The sequence below is a fragment of the Pseudonocardia sp. DSM 110487 genome, assembly GCF_019468565.1.
Lineage (GTDB): Bacteria > Actinomycetota > Actinomycetes > Mycobacteriales > Pseudonocardiaceae > Pseudonocardia.
The window spans coordinates 8,250,757-8,267,393 of the sequence record NZ_CP080521.1 but is presented as its reverse complement, the minus strand read 5'-3'; the positions used below and the strand labels follow the sequence as shown (position 1 = coordinate 8,267,393).

Annotated in this window: 14 protein-coding genes; 8 read left to right on the top strand and 6 right to left on the bottom strand. The window is 72.4% G+C overall.

Features of this window, described 5'->3' with window-relative positions:
• Nucleotides 1-147: 147 nt before the first annotated feature.
• Nucleotides 148-894: a phosphotransferase family protein gene (locus tag K1T35_RS38730; RefSeq protein ID WP_370645535.1), complete on the bottom strand. Its 747-nt coding sequence runs from the start codon at nt 892-894 to the stop codon at nt 148-150.
• 151 nt (nt 895-1,045) lie between these two features.
• Between K1T35_RS38730 and K1T35_RS38725 the strand changes: the two genes are divergently transcribed.
• The 5 genes from K1T35_RS38725 (at nt 1,046) to K1T35_RS38705 (ending at nt 8,095) form a co-directional block, all read left to right on the top strand.
• Nucleotides 1,046-1,660, top strand: coding sequence for a TetR/AcrR family transcriptional regulator (locus K1T35_RS38725; RefSeq protein WP_220256663.1), 615 nt, complete (start codon nt 1,046-1,048; stop codon nt 1,658-1,660).
• Nucleotides 1,654-3,387 (top strand): ABC transporter ATP-binding protein, encoded by a 1,734-nt coding sequence (locus K1T35_RS38720; RefSeq protein WP_220256662.1) that lies wholly within the window; start codon nt 1,654-1,656, stop codon nt 3,385-3,387. The genes K1T35_RS38725 and K1T35_RS38720 overlap by 7 nt, the downstream gene beginning before the upstream one ends.
• A complete protein-coding gene (locus K1T35_RS38715) occupies nt 3,384-5,381 on the top strand; it encodes an ABC transporter ATP-binding protein (RefSeq protein WP_370645210.1) in 1,998 nt (665 codons plus the stop codon). Before K1T35_RS38720 ends, K1T35_RS38715 begins: the two co-directional genes overlap by 4 nt.
• A 48-nt stretch (nt 5,382-5,429) precedes the next feature.
• Entirely contained in the window at nt 5,430-6,533 is a 1,104-nt protein-coding gene (locus tag K1T35_RS38710) for an FAD-binding oxidoreductase (RefSeq protein ID WP_220256661.1), read from the top strand.
• A gap of 77 nt (nt 6,534-6,610) precedes the next feature.
• Nucleotides 6,611-8,095 (top strand): NAD(P)/FAD-dependent oxidoreductase, encoded by a 1,485-nt coding sequence (locus K1T35_RS38705; protein WP_220256660.1) that lies wholly within the window; start codon nt 6,611-6,613, stop codon nt 8,093-8,095.
• A gap of 11 nt (nt 8,096-8,106) precedes the next feature.
• Here K1T35_RS38705 and K1T35_RS38700 read toward each other — a convergent pair whose 3' ends face one another.
• Nucleotides 8,107-8,454, bottom strand: coding sequence for a putative quinol monooxygenase (locus K1T35_RS38700; protein WP_220256659.1), 348 nt, complete (start codon nt 8,452-8,454; stop codon nt 8,107-8,109).
• A gap of 49 nt (nt 8,455-8,503) precedes the next feature.
• On the bottom strand, nt 8,504-9,067 hold the full coding sequence (locus tag K1T35_RS38695) for a helix-turn-helix domain-containing protein (protein ID WP_220263120.1): 564 nt from the start codon (nt 9,065-9,067) through the stop codon (nt 8,504-8,506).
• Nucleotides 9,068-9,163: 96 nt separating this feature from the next.
• Here K1T35_RS38695 and K1T35_RS38690 point away from each other — a divergent pair, with 96 nt between their 5' ends.
• Nucleotides 9,164-10,072, top strand: coding sequence for an NAD(P)/FAD-dependent oxidoreductase (locus K1T35_RS38690; protein WP_220256658.1), 909 nt, complete (start codon nt 9,164-9,166; stop codon nt 10,070-10,072).
• A 246-nt stretch (nt 10,073-10,318) separates the two neighbouring features.
• Here K1T35_RS38690 and K1T35_RS38685 read toward each other — a convergent pair whose 3' ends face one another.
• Both K1T35_RS38685 and K1T35_RS38680 read right to left on the bottom strand, forming a co-directional pair.
• Nucleotides 10,319-11,917: an ABC-F family ATP-binding cassette domain-containing protein gene (locus K1T35_RS38685; RefSeq protein ID WP_220256657.1), complete on the bottom strand. Its 1,599-nt coding sequence runs from the start codon at nt 11,915-11,917 to the stop codon at nt 10,319-10,321.
• 156 nt (nt 11,918-12,073) lie between these two features.
• A complete protein-coding gene (locus K1T35_RS38680) occupies nt 12,074-12,373 on the bottom strand; it encodes a PASTA domain-containing protein (RefSeq protein ID WP_220256656.1) in 300 nt (99 codons plus the stop codon).
• Between the two features lie 104 nt (nt 12,374-12,477).
• Here K1T35_RS38680 and K1T35_RS38675 point away from each other — a divergent pair, with 104 nt between their 5' ends.
• Nucleotides 12,478-13,503 carry an endonuclease/exonuclease/phosphatase family protein gene (locus K1T35_RS38675; protein WP_220256655.1) on the top strand — a complete coding sequence of 342 codons (1,026 nt, stop codon included), beginning with the start codon at nt 12,478-12,480 and terminating at the stop codon, nt 13,501-13,503.
• Nucleotides 13,504-14,402: 899 nt separating this feature from the next.
• Here the strand turns inward: K1T35_RS38675 and K1T35_RS38670 are convergent.
• Nucleotides 14,403-15,554, bottom strand: a complete 1,152-nt coding sequence (locus K1T35_RS38670; RefSeq protein WP_220256654.1) for an epoxide hydrolase family protein — start codon at nt 15,552-15,554, stop codon at nt 14,403-14,405.
• Nucleotides 15,555-15,617: 63 nt separating this feature from the next.
• Here K1T35_RS38670 and K1T35_RS38665 point away from each other — a divergent pair, with 63 nt between their 5' ends.
• Nucleotides 15,618-16,571, top strand: a complete 954-nt coding sequence (locus K1T35_RS38665; RefSeq protein ID WP_220256653.1) for a YafY family protein — start codon at nt 15,618-15,620, stop codon at nt 16,569-16,571.
• The last annotated feature ends 66 nt before the right edge of the window (nt 16,572-16,637 follow it).

Genomic DNA, 16,637 nt, shown 5'->3' with positions numbered 1-16,637 from the left:
CCAGCCGTGGGCCGTCGCGCAACTCGGGGTGCCGGCGGTCCCACCCCGCCGGGTGGCCCCATCTCCCTCAGTGGGGCCACCCGGCGACCCGGCGGCGTGCGGTGCGGCTGATCAGCCGGCACTCGTGGCCGTCGGGCTCGGGCAGCCTCACAGTCGGGCTCTCAGCACGTCGACCTCGCAGCCGGGCGCAAACGGGTCGAAGCCGTGCTCGACCAGCCAGCGGATCGCCAGCAGGCTGCGCAACGACCACCACGCGCGGATCACGTCGAGGTCGACGTCGGTGCCGTAGCCGGCGAGGACGTCGCCGAGGCGCTCCTCGTGTCCGAGCGTCAAGATGGCGAGGTCGAACAGGGCGTCGCCCTGGCTCGCCTCGGACCAGTCGATCACACCGGTGATCTCGTCGCCGTCGACGAACACGTGGGTGATCTGCAGGTCGCCGTGCGTGAACACGGGTGTCCACGGCCGGAGCGCGGCCTCGGCAACCTGGAGGTTGCGCGTGACCAGTTCGGCGGGAAGGACGCCGTTCGTGACGAGCCACGCACATTCCTCGTCGAGTTGTGACGCGATCTCGTCGGTGCTCCGACCTGGCCATGGCGGCAGCGGCGCGTCGTGCAGCTTCCGTGCGGCGGCGCCCGCCGCGGCCCACGCCGCCGACGAGGCGGTCGACGGCTCGCCGAGGCGGCCGAGTGCCGTCCCGGCGACGGCGGCGAGCGCGAGCACGGGTGGCTTCCGCCACAGGACCTCGGGAGTCGGGATCGGCGCCATGGCCATCGCATCGACCTCGACGTCGATGCGCGTCTGGTCAGCGTCGATCTTCAGGAACACGTCGCCGACACGCAGGGTCGCGCGCTCGTTGTGGGCGACGACGACCTCGACCTGCTCCACGTCGGCCATCATCGAGGGATGACCACCGACGTCGCCACGAGTTTGTCGCGTGCGACCGCTCGGCGGTGTGATCGATCTTCGTGGCGGCCCGCCGCGCGTCCGCGCTCGCCGGCAGCGAAATCCGGTAGGTAGTGAGCGCGCGCTCATTTACTCTGGTGCGGTGTCCCCCTCCAACCGCCGGGCCCCGCGCATGGCGCCGGCAGAGCGGCGCACGGCGATCATCGACGCCGCGCGGCCCCTCGTCATGCGGCACGGCCCGGGGGTCACCACACGCCAGATCGCCGAGGCCGCCGGCATCGCGGAGGGCACGATCTTCCGCGTCTTCCCCGACAAGGACTCGGTGGTGCAGGCGGTCGTCGCCGAGTTCTTCGACCCCGAGCCGACGTTGCGCGAGCTCGCCGCCGTCGATCGCGGGCTCCCGCTGCGCGAGCGCCTGACGAGCGCTACCGGCGTGCTGCAGCGGCGGCTGTCGCAGGTGTTCGGCCTGCTCGACGCGCTCGGCTGGGTCCGGCCTCCCGAGCCGGAGGAGCACCGGCCGCAGCCGCCCGCAGCGATCAACGACGGGTTCCGGGCAGCGATAGTCGACATCATCGGCCCGGACGAGCGCCTGCTGCGGGTGCCGGCCATGGAGTTCGCCCACGTGCTGCGGCTGCTCGTCTTCTCCGGCACCCACCCGATGATCTCCGACGGACGCCTGTTAACCCCGGAGCAGATCGTCACGATCCTGCTCGACGGGCTCGGTACCCCCACCACCACTGAGGACCGTGCATGCTGATCCGACTGCTGCGCACCCACCTGCGCCCGTACTCCAGACCGCTGCTGATCGTGGTCGCGCTGCAGCTCGCGGGCACGATCGCGTCGCTGTACCTGCCGAGCCTCAACGCCGACATCATCGACCGCGGCATCGCCCGCGGCGACACCGACTACATCATGTCCGTCGGCGGCTGGATGCTCGCCGTCACGCTCGTGCAGATCGTCTGCTCGGTCGCCGCGGTCTACTTCGGAGCCCGCACGGCGATGGGCTTCGGGCGCGACGTGCGGACGGCGCTGTTCCACCGGGTCGGTGAGTTCTCCGTCCGGGAGGTCAACCACTTCGGGGCCCCGTCGCTGATCACGCGCGGCACCAACGACGTGCAGCAGGTGCAGATGCTCGTCCTGATGACCTGCACGATGATGGTCACGGCGCCGATCATGTGCTTCGGCGGCGTGGTCATGGCGCTGCGGGAGGACACGCACCTGTCCTGGCTGATGCTGGTCTGCGTGCCGGTGCTGGTGGTCGCGATCGGCGTGTTGATCCTGCGCATGATGCCGGGCTTCCGCGTGATGCAGACCCGCATCGACGAGGTCAATCGCGTCCTGCGCGAGCAGATCACCGGCATCCGGGTGGTGCGGGCGTTCGTGCGTGAGCCGCAGGAGACGGCCCGCTTCGACACCGCGAACACCGCCCTCACCGACGTCGCCACGTACGTGGGCAGGCTGCAGGCGATGCTCTTCCCGATCGTGATGCTCGTGCTGAACCTGTCGAGCGTGGCCGTGCTGTGGTTCGGCGCGGGCCGCATCGACGCGGGCCAGATGCAGATCGGCGCGCTGACGGCGTTCCTGGCCTACCTGATCCAGATCCTGATGGCGGTCATGATGGCCACCTTCATGACGATGATGATCCCGCGCGCCGCCGTCTGCGCGGAACGGATCACCGAGGTGCTGGACACCGAGTCCTCGGTGGCCTCGCCCGCCCGGCCGGTCAGCCCGCCCGCGCCCACCGGCGCGCTCGAGCTGCGGGGCGCGGGGTTCGCCTACCCGGGCGCCGACGCGCCCGTGTTGCACGAAATCACGCTCACCGCGAACCCGGGCACGACCACGGCGATCGTCGGCAGCACCGGCGCCGGCAAGACCACGCTGCTCGGGCTCGTACCCCGGCTGTTCGACGTCACGAGCGGCAGCGTGTGCGTGGACGGTGTCGACGTGCGCGACCTCGACCCGGAGTACCTGTGGAGCCGGGTCGGCATCGTGCCGCAGAAGCCGTACCTGTTCACCGGCACGGTGGCGAGCAACCTGCGCTACGGCAACCCGGACGCCACGGACGACGAGCTGTGGGCGGCGCTCGAGGTGGCGCAGGCGGCCGACTTCGTGCGTGCGATGTCCGCCGGCCTCGACTCGCCCATCGCACAGGGCGGCACCAACGTGTCCGGCGGTCAGCGCCAGCGGCTCTCGATCGCCCGCGTGCTCGTGCGGCAGCCCCAGATCTACCTGTTCGACGACTCGTTCTCCGCGCTCGACCTGGCCACCGACGCCCGGCTGCGCGCTGCGCTGCGCCCGGTCACCGCCACCGCGACGCTGGTGATCGTGGGCCAGCGGGTGGCGAGCATCCGCGACGCCGACCAGATCGTCGTGCTCGACGACGGCGTGGTGGTCGGCCTCGGCACCCACGACGAGCTGCTGGCCGGCTGCCCGACCTACGCCGAGATCGTGGCGTCCCAGTTCACCCCCGAGGAGGTGGCATGACCCGGCCGGACCCCGCGGCGGAAACAGACGGTGTCGAGACGAACCGCGCCGCGCGCGAGATGACCGTCGCCCGGCGCGGCGGCCCGCCGTGGGCCGGCATGGGCATGCCTGCCGAGAAGTCGCTCGCGTTCGGGCCCTCGGCACGCAGGCTGCTGCGCAGGCTCGCGCCGGAGCGGGTGAGGGTGGCCGCTGTGGTCGCCCTCGGCGTGCTCAGCGTGGCGCTCAGCTCGGTAGGGCCGCTCGTGCTCGGCCATGCCACCGACGTCATCTTCGCCGGGGTGCTCGGCCGCCAGCTCGATCCGGGCACGTCCACGGAGGCGGCCGCCGCCGCGGCTCGGGCGGCGGGCAACGACACGTACGCGAACGTGATCGAGGGTGCCGGTGTCGTGCCGGGCCACGGCATCGACTTCGGCCTGCTCGGCAGCGTGCTGGTGGGCGTCGTCGTGATCTACGTGGCGTCGTCGCTGTTCAGCTGGGTGCAGGGCTACCTGCTCAACGGCGTCGTGCAGCGCACGATCTTCGCGTTGCGCCGCGACGTCGAGGACAAGATCAACCGGCTTCCGCTGCGCTACTTCGACCGCCAGCCGCGCGGCGAGCTGCTCAGCCGCGTCACCAACGACATCGACAACGTCTCGCAGAGCCTGCAGCAGACGCTGTCGCAGCTGCTCACCTCGCTGCTCACCATCGTCGGCGTGTTGCTGGTGATGCTCCTGATCTCCCCGCTGCTCGCGCTGGTGGCGATCGTGTCGATCCCGCTGTCGCTGCTGCTCTCGCGGGCGATCATGGCGCGGTCGCAGAAGCAGTTCGTGGCGCAGTGGCGGCACACCGGCGCGCTCAACGCGCACATCGAGGAGGCCTTCACCGGCCACGAGCTGGTCCGGGTGTTCGGCAGGCGGCGCGAGGTGGAGGCCGCCTTCGCGGAGAAGAACGAGCAGCTGTTCGGCGCCAGCTACATGGCGCAGTTCATCTCCGGGATCATCATGCCGTCGATGATGTTCATCGGGAACCTGAACTACGTGCTCGTGGCCGTCGTCGGCGGCCTGCGGGTGGCGTCGGGGTCGTTGACCCTCGGCGAGGTGCAGGCGTTCGTCCAGTACTCCCGCCAGTTCACCCAGCCGCTCACGCAGGTGTCGTCGATGATCAACCTCCTGCAGTCGGGCGTCGCGTCGGCGGAGCGGGTGTTCGAGCTGCTCGACGCGGAAGAGCAGGTGCCCGATCCCGCGCGGCCCGCCGTACCGACGACGCGCTGCGGCCGGGTGGTGTTCTCCGGCGTCTCGTTCCGCTACCAGCCGGACCAGCCGCTGATCGAGGACCTGTCGCTCACCGCGGAGCCCGGCCAGACGGTCGCGATCGTCGGCCCGACCGGGGCGGGCAAGACCACGCTCGTCAACCTGATCATGCGGTTCTACGAGCTGGACGCCGGGCGGATCACGCTCGACGGCGCCGACATCGCCGCGATGGACCGGGCCACGCTGCGCTCGGCGATCGGCATGGTGCTGCAGGACACCTGGCTCTTCGGCGGCACGATCCGCGACAACATCGCCTACGGAAACCCGGGGGCCACCGAGGAGGAGATCGTGGCCGCGGCGCGGGCCACCTACGTCGACCGGTTCGTGCGCAGCCTCCCCGACGGCTACGACACGGTGATCGACGACGAGGGCTCGAACGTCAGCGCGGGGGAGAAGCAGCTGATCACGATCGCGCGGGCATTCCTCGCCGACCCGACGCTGCTCATCCTCGACGAGGCCACCAGCTCGGTGGACACCCGCACCGAGCTGCTGCTGCAGCGGGCGATGGCCGCGCTGCGCACCGACCGCACCAGCTTCGTGATCGCCCACCGCCTGTCGACGATCCGGGACGCCGACCTGATCCTCGTGATGGAGTCGGGCCGGATCGTGGAGCAGGGCACCCACGACGAGCTGGTGGTCTCCGGGGGCGCGTACTCGGCGCTCTACGAGAGCCAGTTCGCCGGGGCCGTTGCCACACCCGACTGAGCGGGCGCACCCCAAGCCGCGACTCGCGGAAAGTGGGATGATCTTCCGGTGCGCGTCGTCGTGGTGGGGTCCGGCATTGCGGGGGCCGCATCGGCCTACCAACTCGCGCGGCGCGGGGTCGAGGTCGTGGTGGTGGACGACGCGCGGCCAGGAGTGGCGACGGCCGCAGGCGCGGGCATCGTCTCGCCGTGGGCAACGGCGGACGAGGAGCTCTTCGCCCTCGCGGGTCCGGCGGCGGGCTTCTACCCCGAGCTCGTGGCCGCGCTGGCCGAGGACACCGACGAGCTGACGTCCTACTCGGTGGTCGGCGGCCTCGTCGTCGGCCGGGACGACGGCGCGCTGCGGGAGGTCCGCGGGCGCGTCGCGGCGCGGGCGGCGGGCCATCCGGCTGCGGGCGAGGCGTCGCTCCTCGACCCCGCCCAGGCTCGCGCGCTGTTCCCGCCGCTGGACCCAGGTCTGGCGGCCGTGCACGTCAGCGGCGGAGCGCGGGTCGACGGGCGTCAGGTGCGTGCGAGCCTGCTGGACGCCGCGCGGCGGCGCGGGGCCGAGCTGCGCACCGGCACGGCCGCGCTGACCGCCGACGGCGTGCGGGTGGACGGAGCGCCGCTCGGCGCCGACGCCGTGGTCGTGGCGGCGGGCGCGTGGAGCGGCGAGCTGCTGGCCCCGCTCGGGACGGACCTGCCCGTGGCCCCGCAGCGTGGGCAGATCACGCACCTCGAGGTGGCCGAGGACACCTCGAGGTGGCCCGTGGTGTCGCCGCTGGGTACCGGCCACTACCTGCTGGCGTTCCCCGGCGGCCGGGTGGTGGCCGGCGCGACCAGGGAGACCGGGTCGGGCTTCGACCACCGGGTGACCGCGGCCGGGCAGCTCGAGGTCCTCGAGCAGGCGCTCTCGGTAGCGCCCGGGCTGCGGGACGCCACGCTGCTGGAGACGCGCGTCGGCTTCCGCCCCGCCACCCCGGACGGGCTTCCCGTGCTCGGGCCGCTCCCCGGCAACCCGCACGTCGTGCTCGCCACCGGGTTTGGCCACACCGGCCTCACCATGGCGCCCTTCGCCGGTGCGCTGGTCGCGGAGGTCGTGCTGGGCGAGGAACCACGCCTCGACCTGGCCCCGTACCGCCCGCACCGCCCCGTTCCGACGAAGCGCTCCTGAGACGAGGATCGTCACGATCGTCGCGCTGCGCCGCCGTGGGGCATGATGCGGAAAGGCTGATCCGTACCCCAGGGGGAATGCCTGTGGAACACCTGGATGTCCTCGTCGTCGGCGCCGGCATCTCCGGGATCGACGCCGCCTACCGGCTGCAGACCGAGCACCCGCAGCGCACGTACGCGATCCTCGAGGCTCGGGACTCGATCGGTGGGACCTGGGATCTCTTCCGCTTCCCCGGGATCCGCTCGGACTCCGACATGTTCACGCTCGGGTTCCCGTTCCGCCCGTGGCGGGCCGCCGCGGCGATCGCCGACGGCGAGTCGATCCTGCGGTACCTGCGGGACACCGCGGCCGAGTTCGGCATCGACCGGCGCATCCGATTCGGCAGGCGGGTCACGGCCGCGGCGTGGTCGAGCCAGGAGCAGCGGTGGACGGTCGAGGTCCAGGTCGAAGACGGCACCACGGAGCGGTACACGTGCGGCTTCCTCTTCCTCGGCACCGGCTACTACCGCTACGACCGCGGCTACTCGCCCGACTTCCCCGGGAGCGACGCCTTCCAGGGCACGGTGGTGCACCCGCAGCACTGGCCAGAGGACCTCGACTGCGCGGGCAAGCGGGTGGTCGTGATCGGAAGCGGGGCCACCGCCGTCACGCTGGTGCCTGCGCTCGCCGCGCGGGGAGCGCAGGTCACGATGCTGCAGCGCTCGCCGAGCTACGTCGTCGCGCTGCCCGGCACCGACCGGCTCGTCGACCGGCTGCCCCGATGGGCACACCGGCTGATCCGCTGGAAGAACGTGCTCGTGACCTCGGCGTTCTACCAGGTCGCGCAGCGCGCCCCCGCGGTCGCCAAGCGGATGCTGCGCGCCGGGCTCGAGCGCCAGATCCCCGATCGCGAGATCATCGACCGGGACTTCACCCCCCGGTACCAGCCGTGGGACCAGCGCCTGTGCGTCGTACCGGACGGCGACATGTTCCGCGCGATGCGGGCCGGCCGCGCCGAGGTCGTCACCGACACGATCGACAACTTCACGGAGGATGGGATCCGCCTCGCGTCCGGGCGCGAGCTGCCTGCCGACGTCGTCGTCACGGCGACAGGGCTGCAGCTGCAGGTCGGCGGCGGCATGCGGATCACCGTGGACGGCACCGATGTCGACCCGGGGAAGACGGTCATCTACCGCGGCTGCCTGCTCTCCGGCGTGCCGAACCTCGCGATCTGCATCGGCTACGTCAACGCCTCCTGGACGCTGCGGGCCGACCTGACCGCGCGCTACGTCTGCCGGCTCCTCTCCCACATGGACGCTCACGGCTACCGCTCGGCCACACCCGAGTTCGACGGCGCGGTGGCTGCCCGCCCGCTGCTCGCGCTCACCTCCGGCTACGTGCAGCGGGCCGCGGACGTGCTGCCGAAGCAGGGGAAGGCCGCGCCCTGGGTGCTGCGCCAGAGCTACCCGATCGACATGCTGACCACCCGGTTCGGCGACGTCGGTCGCGACATGGTGTTCACGGCGCGCCCGATGCGCCGCTCCCCGGTCGCGGTGGACGCCGCCGCACCCGGGCCGAACTGACCCCGCATCGGCTACCGGGTGGTGTGCAGCGGCGGGTGCGCGTGCGCGACCGGGTCGGCGCTGACCCACGCCTCGAGCTCCGGCCCGAGATCGCCGTGCAAGTGAACCGACGTCATGTCGGCCAGCTCCGCCACATCGCGCAGGTGTGCGGCACAGTGCTCGTTGTGCTCCACCGCCGCCGCGGGTCCGGTGTACTCCTCGATCACGACGAAGACAGCCGGGTCGGCGCTCGTGTACCAGCTGTAGCGCAGCGTCCCCGGCTCGTCCGCCGCGGCCGCGGCGAGCTTCCGGGCGACCGCGAGGAACTCCTCGGTCCGCCCCGGCCGGACTCGCAGCTCGGCCCGCACGATGATCGGCATGCGGAAAGCCTCCTTCGCACGACCCGCCTTGTCGAGATGCCGCCGGCGTTCATCGGCGGGGCCGGGCGCGGACGTGCATGCGCTCGCCCTGGCGGCCGAACAGGCTGAGGATCTCGACGGGCCCGCGGCCGGCGCTACCGAACCAGTGCGGCACCCGGGTGTCGAACTCCGCGGCCTCACCGGGACCGAGGGACAGGTCGTGGTCGGCGAGGCAGAGCCGCAGGTGTCCGGACAGGACGTAGAGCCACTCGTACCCGTCGTGCGTCACGAGCTTCGGATCGCGCTGGGTCGCCGGGATGGTCAGCTTGAACGCCTGGATCGGGCCGGGGTGGCGGGTCAGCGGGAGCACGGTGCGCCCGTCCACCCGGCGTGGGCTGGTGTGGATCCGGGGGTCGGCGACGCGCAGCGCCCCGATCAGCTCGTCGACCGGCACCTGCAGTGCCACCGCGATCGGCAGCAGCAGCTCGAGGCTGGGCCGTCGCCCGCCGGACTCCAGCCGCGAGAGCGTGCTCTTGGAGATGCCGGTGGCCTCGGCGAGGGCGGTGAGGGTGATGTCGCGCTGGGTCCGCAGCTGCCGCACCCGTGGCCCGACCTCGGCGAGGGCGCCCTGGATCGTCGGTGAGTCCTGCACGCCGCCATGGAACGCCGCCGTCCCGGAAACGGCAACATTCGTTGCCGAAGCCGGTCCGGCGGGCGGATGCTCCCGTACATGGACGAGTTCGACGTGGTGGTGGTCGGTGGTGGCGCGGCCGGGCTGAACGCGGCACTGGTGCTCACGCGAGCCCGCCGTCGGGTGGCGGTGGTCGACGCGGGTGACCCGCGCAACGCGCCCGCGGCCCACATGCACGGTTTCCTCTCGCGGGACGGGATGGCCCCGGCCGAGCTGCTGGAGGCGGGGCGCGCCGAGGTGGCGGGCTACGGCGGAGAGCTGGTCGCGGATCGGGTCGCGCGGATCGACGAGGGCTTCGCAGTGCACCTGGCGGGCGGCCGCACGCTGCACGCCCGCCGCGTGCTCGTGGCGACGGGCTTGCGCGACGAGCTCCCCGACGTCCCCGGTCTGTGGGAACGGTGGGGCCGCGACGTGCTGCACTGCCCGTACTGCCACGGATACGAGGTGCGCGACCGGTCCATCGGCGTCCTCGGCGCACTCCACCTCGGACTCCTGCTGCCCCAGTGGTCGGCGGACATGGTGTTCTTCCCACACCGGACCGAGCTGTCGGCCGACGAGCGCGAGCAGCTCCTCGCGCGCGGCGTGCACATCGCCGACGGCGAGGTGACGGGGCTGGTGGTGGACGGCGACGCCCTGCGCGGGGTGGAGCTGGCCGATGGACGCGTGGTGCCGCGGGCGGCGCTGTTCGTCGGGCCGCGGTTCGTCGCGCGTGACGAGCTGCTGGCCGGGCTGGGCTGCGCGACCGGCGAGGACGGCCGGGTCCGCACCGACCCCACCGGCCGCACGAGCGTGCCCGGCGTCTGGGCGGCCGGCAACGTCGTGGACCCGCGCGCGCAGGTCGTGACCGCGGCCGGCATGGGATCGGCGGCCGCTATCGCGCTGAACGCCGACCTCGCGCAGGAGGACGTGCAGCGCGCGGTCGCGACCCGCCGCCGGCCGGCGGGGTGATCACCGGCTGGGTGCTCCCACGGCCGTATGTGGCCGGTCCCGCACCGTTCTGGTGATCATGCGCGGGCTGCGGGCGTGATCACCAGCCAGGAGCACGGACGGCCGCATGCGGCCGGGAATGCACCCATCTGATGATCACGGGCAGTGGCGGAGTCGCCCGCGGCTGATCATCACTTGGGTGCGCCGGCGGCCGGATGTGGCCGTCGACGCGCCCTTCCGGTGATCATGGCGGGCCGGCTCGAGGGGTTACGTCTCGTGCAGCAGCCCGTCGGCGAGCCGCAGTCGGCGGTTCACCCCGATCTCCGTGAGGAAGCGCTCGTCGTGGCTCACCACCACGAACGCTCCTTCGTAGGCGGCGAGCGCGCTCTCCAGCTGGCCGACGCTGACGAGGTCGAGGTTGTTCGTCGGCTCGTCGAGGAGCAGGAGCTGGGGTGCCGGTTCGGCGAAGAGGACGCAGGCGAGGGTGGCGCGCAGTCGTTCGCCACCCGACAGCGCGCCGATCGGGAGGTGGATGCGCGGGCCCTGGAACAGGAACCGGGCGAGGAGGTGCATCCGCCGCGATGGCGGCATCGCGGGCGCGGCGGATTCGAGGCTCTCCACGACGGTGCGCTCGGGGTCCAGCAGGTCAAGCCGCTGGGACAGGTAGGCGATCCGGCCGTCGGCGCGGGTGGCCGTGCCGGCATCCGGCTGCAGCTCGCCTTCGATCACGCGCAGCAGCGTGGACTTCCCGGCGCCGTTGGGGCCGGTCAACGCGATGCGCTCCGGCCCGCGGATCGCCATGTCGATCCCGTTGCCCGCGAAGAGGTTCCGCACGCGGATACCGTCGCCGACGAACACGGTGCGCCCGGCCGGCACGCGGGTCTCCGGCAGCTCCAGCGCGATCTTCTGCTCGTCGCGCAGGGACTGGCTCGCCTCGTCGAGGCGGGCGCGCGCCGCCCCGACCCGCGCGGCGTGCGTCCCGTCCGCCTTGCCCGCCGACTCCTGGGCCCGTCGCTGCCGCGCCCCGGCAAGGATCTTCGGCAGCCCGGCGTCCTTGATGTTCCTGGCGGCGGTGCTCGCCCGTCGCGCGGCCCGCTCGCGCGCCTGCTGCTTCTCCCGCTTCTCCCGCTTGATCTCCTGCTCGGCGTTGCGGACGTTCCGTTCGGCGACCTCCTGTTCCGCGGTCACGGCCTCGGTGTACGCGGTGAAGTTGCCGCCGAAGAACCGGACGCCCCGGCGGTCGAGCTCGGCGATGCGGTCCATCCGGTCGAGTAGCGCGCGGTCGTGGCTGACCAGCAGCAGGCAGCCGTTCCAGTCGTCGAGCACGTCGTAGAGCCTGCGGCGGGCGTCGAGGTCGAGGTTGTTGGTCGGCTCGTCGAGCAGCAGGACGTCGGGCCGCTTCAGCAGCTGGCCTGCCAGGCCGAGGGAGACGACCTGCCCGCCGCTCAGGGTGCGCAAGCGCCTGCTGAGCTCGACGTCGCCGAGCCCGAGGCGGTCGAGCTGGGCGCGGGTGCGCTCCTCGACGTCCCAGTCGGTGCCGATCGTCGTGAAGTGCTCCTCGCTCGCGTCGCCCGCCTCGACGGCGTGCAGCGCCGCGAGCACGGACGCGATCCCGAGCACCTCGGCCACGGTCAGCTCGCCGACGAACGGCAGTTCCTGGGGGAGGTAGCCGAGCACGCCGTCGACGGTGACGGAGCCGCCCGTCGGCCTCAGCTGCCCGGCGATCAGCCGCAGCAGGGTGCTCTTGCCGGCGCCGTTGGGAGCGACGAGGCCGGTCCGGCCTGCGCCGACGGTGAAGGACAGGTCCTCGAACACGGGGGTGTCGTCGGGCCATGAGAAGGAAAGGTGGGAACAGACGATCGACATGCGGCAGCCTTCACGGAGGTGAGGGGAGGAATGGGAATCGGCGAACTGGTCCGGGATCACCCGGAGATGTCGTCGTCCCCTACGCCTGCCACGAGACCGACCTTAACAGGACGGCCGGATGCGCGACGCCGAGCTGCGGGGCGGAGCTCTGACCCGTCAGGCGGGTGTCTTCGTCCCGGACGGGTCGCGCGGACCGGGAGGCGGTGTCGAGAGCCGTCGGCCACCACCCCCGCCTCCGCCGCCCCCGGTCTCGACGGCGATCGCGACCGGATGGGCCGGAGCGACCCGGGTGCCCGCGATGGGGCTCTGTGCGACCACGGTGCCCGTGACCGGGAGTGGCTCGTCGGGATCTGCCGCGACCACGACGACCCGCGCTTCGAACGCGAGCTCGTGCGCTGCACCCACCTCCAGGCCGACCAACGCCGGCACCAGGACTTTGTCCTCCCGATCGGTCACGGAGCTGGTGTACCCGATTGATCCCGATCGTTCACCGCCAGTCGGTTTCTCGGGTGCGCGCGGGGCGGGACGATTCCCGCACACCGAGCGACGGGGAGGCCGGCGTGGCGCGGTTCGTGATCGCCACCGTCAACGGCGAGTGGATGAACGACTGGTTCGCGCCCGACCGCATGGACGGTGCGGCGTGGCGCCCGACGTTCGTGCGCGACGGCGTGGAGTGCGACACGGAACAGGCGGCGGGGTTGCTCGCCGGCCTGATCGCGGACCTGGACGCGGACGTCGTCGCGTTGCAGGAGGCCCCGAGTCGGGCCGCGGAGCTGGCGCTGTTCCTCGACACGCACCTGGCAGGCCGGTACCGGTTCCTGCTCGGCGACAGCGGCGGATCCCAGAAGCTCGCGCTGCTGGCGAGAACGGCGGTCGAGGCGGAGCTCGTGCCGCCCGCGGGGCTCGCCGGCCTGATCGAGCCGTGGCTCGTCGACGTCGACGGCGACGGTCTCGTCAACGAGTACGAGTTCACCCGCGACCCGCTCGTCTGCCGGCTCACCCTCGACGGCAACCCCCTCGCGATCGTCGTCGCCCACCTCAAGTCGAACTTCATCAACCGGGGCGAGCAGATGTGGCGCGACCCCGCTCGTCGCATCGAGTTCGTCAGGTCCGCGTTGCAGAACCGGCGCCGCATCGCCAACGAGGGCATGCGGATGCGCCAGTACCTCGACGCCCGCCTCGACGAGGACCCGGACGCGGCGATCGTGGTGCTCGGCGACTTCAACGACGGGCCGGGCCGGGACCTGTTCGAGCAGCAGTACCTCGCCCACAACGTCACCGACCTGCTGGTCGGCTCCTCGTACCGGCCCGAGACCCTCTTCGGGCACGCACTGGTCGACGTGCCGGCCGATCTCCGCTACAGCGCGGTGTTCGACGACTTCGTGACCGAGGAACCGCAGAAGCGGATACTGCTCGACCACATCATCCTGTCGCCCGCGATGGCCGCGGGCGCGGGCGTGCGGAAGACCCCCGGCTCGGGACGGATCGAGCACGACGCGTGGGCGGCCCGCCGCGTCGGCACCGGCGAGCGGCGCGACGAGCGGGCCACCGACCACCGCCCGGCAACAGTGGCCGTCGAGACCTAGTACTACAGCTCGACTTCGTGATCTTGCTGGTCGAGGCTGGGAACGTGGACTGCCACCGCGCGACGGGTGTTTCGGTGTTGTTGGCGGGTCCCGTTCGGTGGTGGCCGCGGCCCATGATCCGAAGTATCGGTTGCTCATGGTTGTGCCGGCAGCCATGAGCACCCGCTACTCGCGATCTTCCCGTGCATGATCCGGAGTTTCGGGTGCTCATGGTCGTCGGGGCAGCCGTGGACAACCGGTAGTTCGGATCATGCCCGCGGCCGGTCGAGCGGCCGGGGTGGCGCGATCGTGTCGGTCCATCGGGTCGGTCCGGTCGGGCGGCTGCCGGTGGGCGCGCCGTTCCCGGCCCGGCCCCCTGGTGCGCGCCCCGCGGTCCGGGCCTTGCGTGTGTTCCCGCCGGTTCGCCTCGGCCCGTTGCCTTGTGGGGTGGCTGGGTTGGGTGCACTACCGAACTTTGGGGGTGCGTGGGCGGCCGTCCCCGACTGGGGGGCACGGCTGTTCTCGACGAGACCGCCGCGGTTCGGGTGCCACGCGACCGGCTGTGGTTCCGACCCTCCACACCCCAGCCCTTCTCCCGGATGATCGAGGCGAAACCACCCCCTGGGGCTGGGTCGCGGGCAGGTCCGTGATCAGCAGGAACGGGTGGGTGAGCGCCGGGTGGCCCGGGCCGGGAACGGCGCGCCCACGAAAGCGTCCGACACCCGGCCGCACCCCCTGGGGGCGTTCCGCGGAACGCAGCGCGACCGGAGCGGTGATCAGCGGTTCGGACGCCCCGCGTCGGGAAAGGCGCCGATCTGACGATCACAGGCTCCCTCCAGGCCGGCCAGGCCCCGTGTCGCCCGGTGCGCTCGTTCTCGGGTGGCGCGCCAGGTCGACGGGGTGGCTGGCCGGTGACGAGTTCAGCGGAGCGTCCGGAAGAACTCCCGCACGTCCGTCACCAGCAGCTCCGGCTCCTCCAGCGCCGCGAAGTGGCCGCCGCGGTCGACGTCGGTCCAGCGCACGATCGTGGCCGACTGCTCCGAGTAGCGGCGGATGCCGATGTCGTGGGCGAACACGATCACCCCGGTCGGCACCCCTGAGTTCGCCCGCGGTTCCCAGCCCTCGCCCTGTGCGTAGCCGACGTAGGCGGCCGAGCCCGCGGTGCCGGTGAGCCAGTAGAGCATCACGTTGGTGAGCAGGCGGTCGCGGTCGATGATCTCGTCGGGCAGCACGTGCCGCGGGTGGGTCCACTCCCGGAACTTGTCCATGATCCACGCCAGCAGCGCGACCGGGGAGTCGACCAGCCCGTAGCCGATCGTCTGGGGACGGGTCGACTGGATCGCGATGTAACCGAACTCCTCCCGCATGAACGCCTCGACCCTGGCCACCCGGTCCCGCTCCAGATCGGTGAGCGAGGCGCGTTCCTCGTCGGGCATCGGGAGCGGGGGCAGGCTGTCGGCGCTGCCGTTGATGTGCACGCCGAGCACCCGGTCCGGCGCCACCCGGCCCAGCTCGAGGGACACCCCGGAGCCGATGTCCCCGCCCTGTGCCGCGAACCGCTCGTAGCCCAGCCTGCGCATCAGCTCGGCCCACGTCCGCGCGATCCGCTTCGCCGTCCAGCCGCTGTCGGCCACCGGGCCGGAGAACCCGAATCCGGGCAGCGCCGGGATCACCACGTGGAACGCGTCGGCCGGGTCGCCGCCGTGCGCTGCCGGGTCGGTGAGCGGACCGATCAGGTCGAGGAACTCCACGATCGAGCCGGGCCAGCCGTGCGTGAGGACCAGCGGCACCGCGCCGGGCTCGGCCGACCGCACGTGCAGGAAGTGGATGTTCTGCCCGTCGATGGTGGTCGTGAACTGGGGAATCGCGTTGAGCTCCCGCTCGGCCGCACGCCAGTCGTAGCCGGAGCGCCAGTGCTCCGCCAGCGAGCGCAGCCACTTCGTCGGCACGCCCGTGTCCCAGCCGTCACCGGGCAGCGGGGCCGGCCAGCGGGTGGCGTCGAGCTTCGCGGCGAGCTCGTCGAGCGCGGCCTGCGGGACGTCGATGCGAAAGGGGCTGATGTCCTCGGTCATGGGAACGACACTATCCTCCAGTTAGGACAAATTCGGCCCTAACCAGGAGGGAGAGTCCGGGGCATGTTGGAGACCTCCGCGCGCCTGCTCCGCCTCCTGTCGCTCCTGCAGACGCCGCGCGAGTGGCCGGGCGCCGAGCTCGCCGAGCGCCTCGACGTCGACGTGCGCACCGTCCGTCGGGACGTCGACAAGCTGCGCGCGCTCGGCTACCCGGTCCACGCCGCGCGCGGCGTGGCCGGCTACCGCCTCGGCGCGGGCACCCGGCTGCCGCCGCTGCTGCTCGACGACGACGAGGCGGTCGCCGTCGCGGTCGGGATGCGCACCGCGGCGAGCGGCGGCGTGGCCGGCATCGAGGAGGCGTCGCTGCGAGCGCTGACCAAGCTGGAGACCGTGCTGCCGTCCCGCCTGCGGCACCGCGTCGACGGGCTGCACGCCGTGACCGTGACGATCCCGCCGGGTGCCGCGGCCGTCGACCCCGACGTGCTGATGGCGGTGGCGGCCGCGGCCAGGGCGCACGAGCAGCTGCGGTTCGACTACCGCGGCCAGGACGGCGGCGAGACCCTGCGCCGCACCGAGCCGCACCGGCTCGTCCACGGCGGACGGCGCTGGTACCTGCTCGCGTGGGACCTCGACCGCGGCGGCTGGCGGACGTTCCGGGTCGACCGCCTCCGCCCGCGCATCCCGACCGGCCCCCGCTTCGTCCCGCGCGAGCTGCCGGCGGACCTTCCCGGCCACGTCGGGCGCGGGATCACCACGCGGGCCTACCGCTACCGGGCCCGCGTCACCCTGCATGTCCCGATCGAGGTCGCGGCCGACCGGATCGCGCCGACGGTCGGCACCCTGGACGCGATCGACGAGCGGTCCTGCACCCTGCACGCGGGTTCGAACTCCCTCGACGAGCTCGCCCTCTACGTCGGGCTCTTCGGCTTCCCGTTCGACGTGCACGAGCCCCCGGAGCTCGTCGCGCACGTCCGGGAGCTGGCGGAGCGGCTCGCCGCGGCCACCGATCGGCGGTAACCCCGGCACCACCCCCGTTCCGGATGCCTGCACTGGTGATTCGCCGGTTCCAGCGCGGTGAGGTCG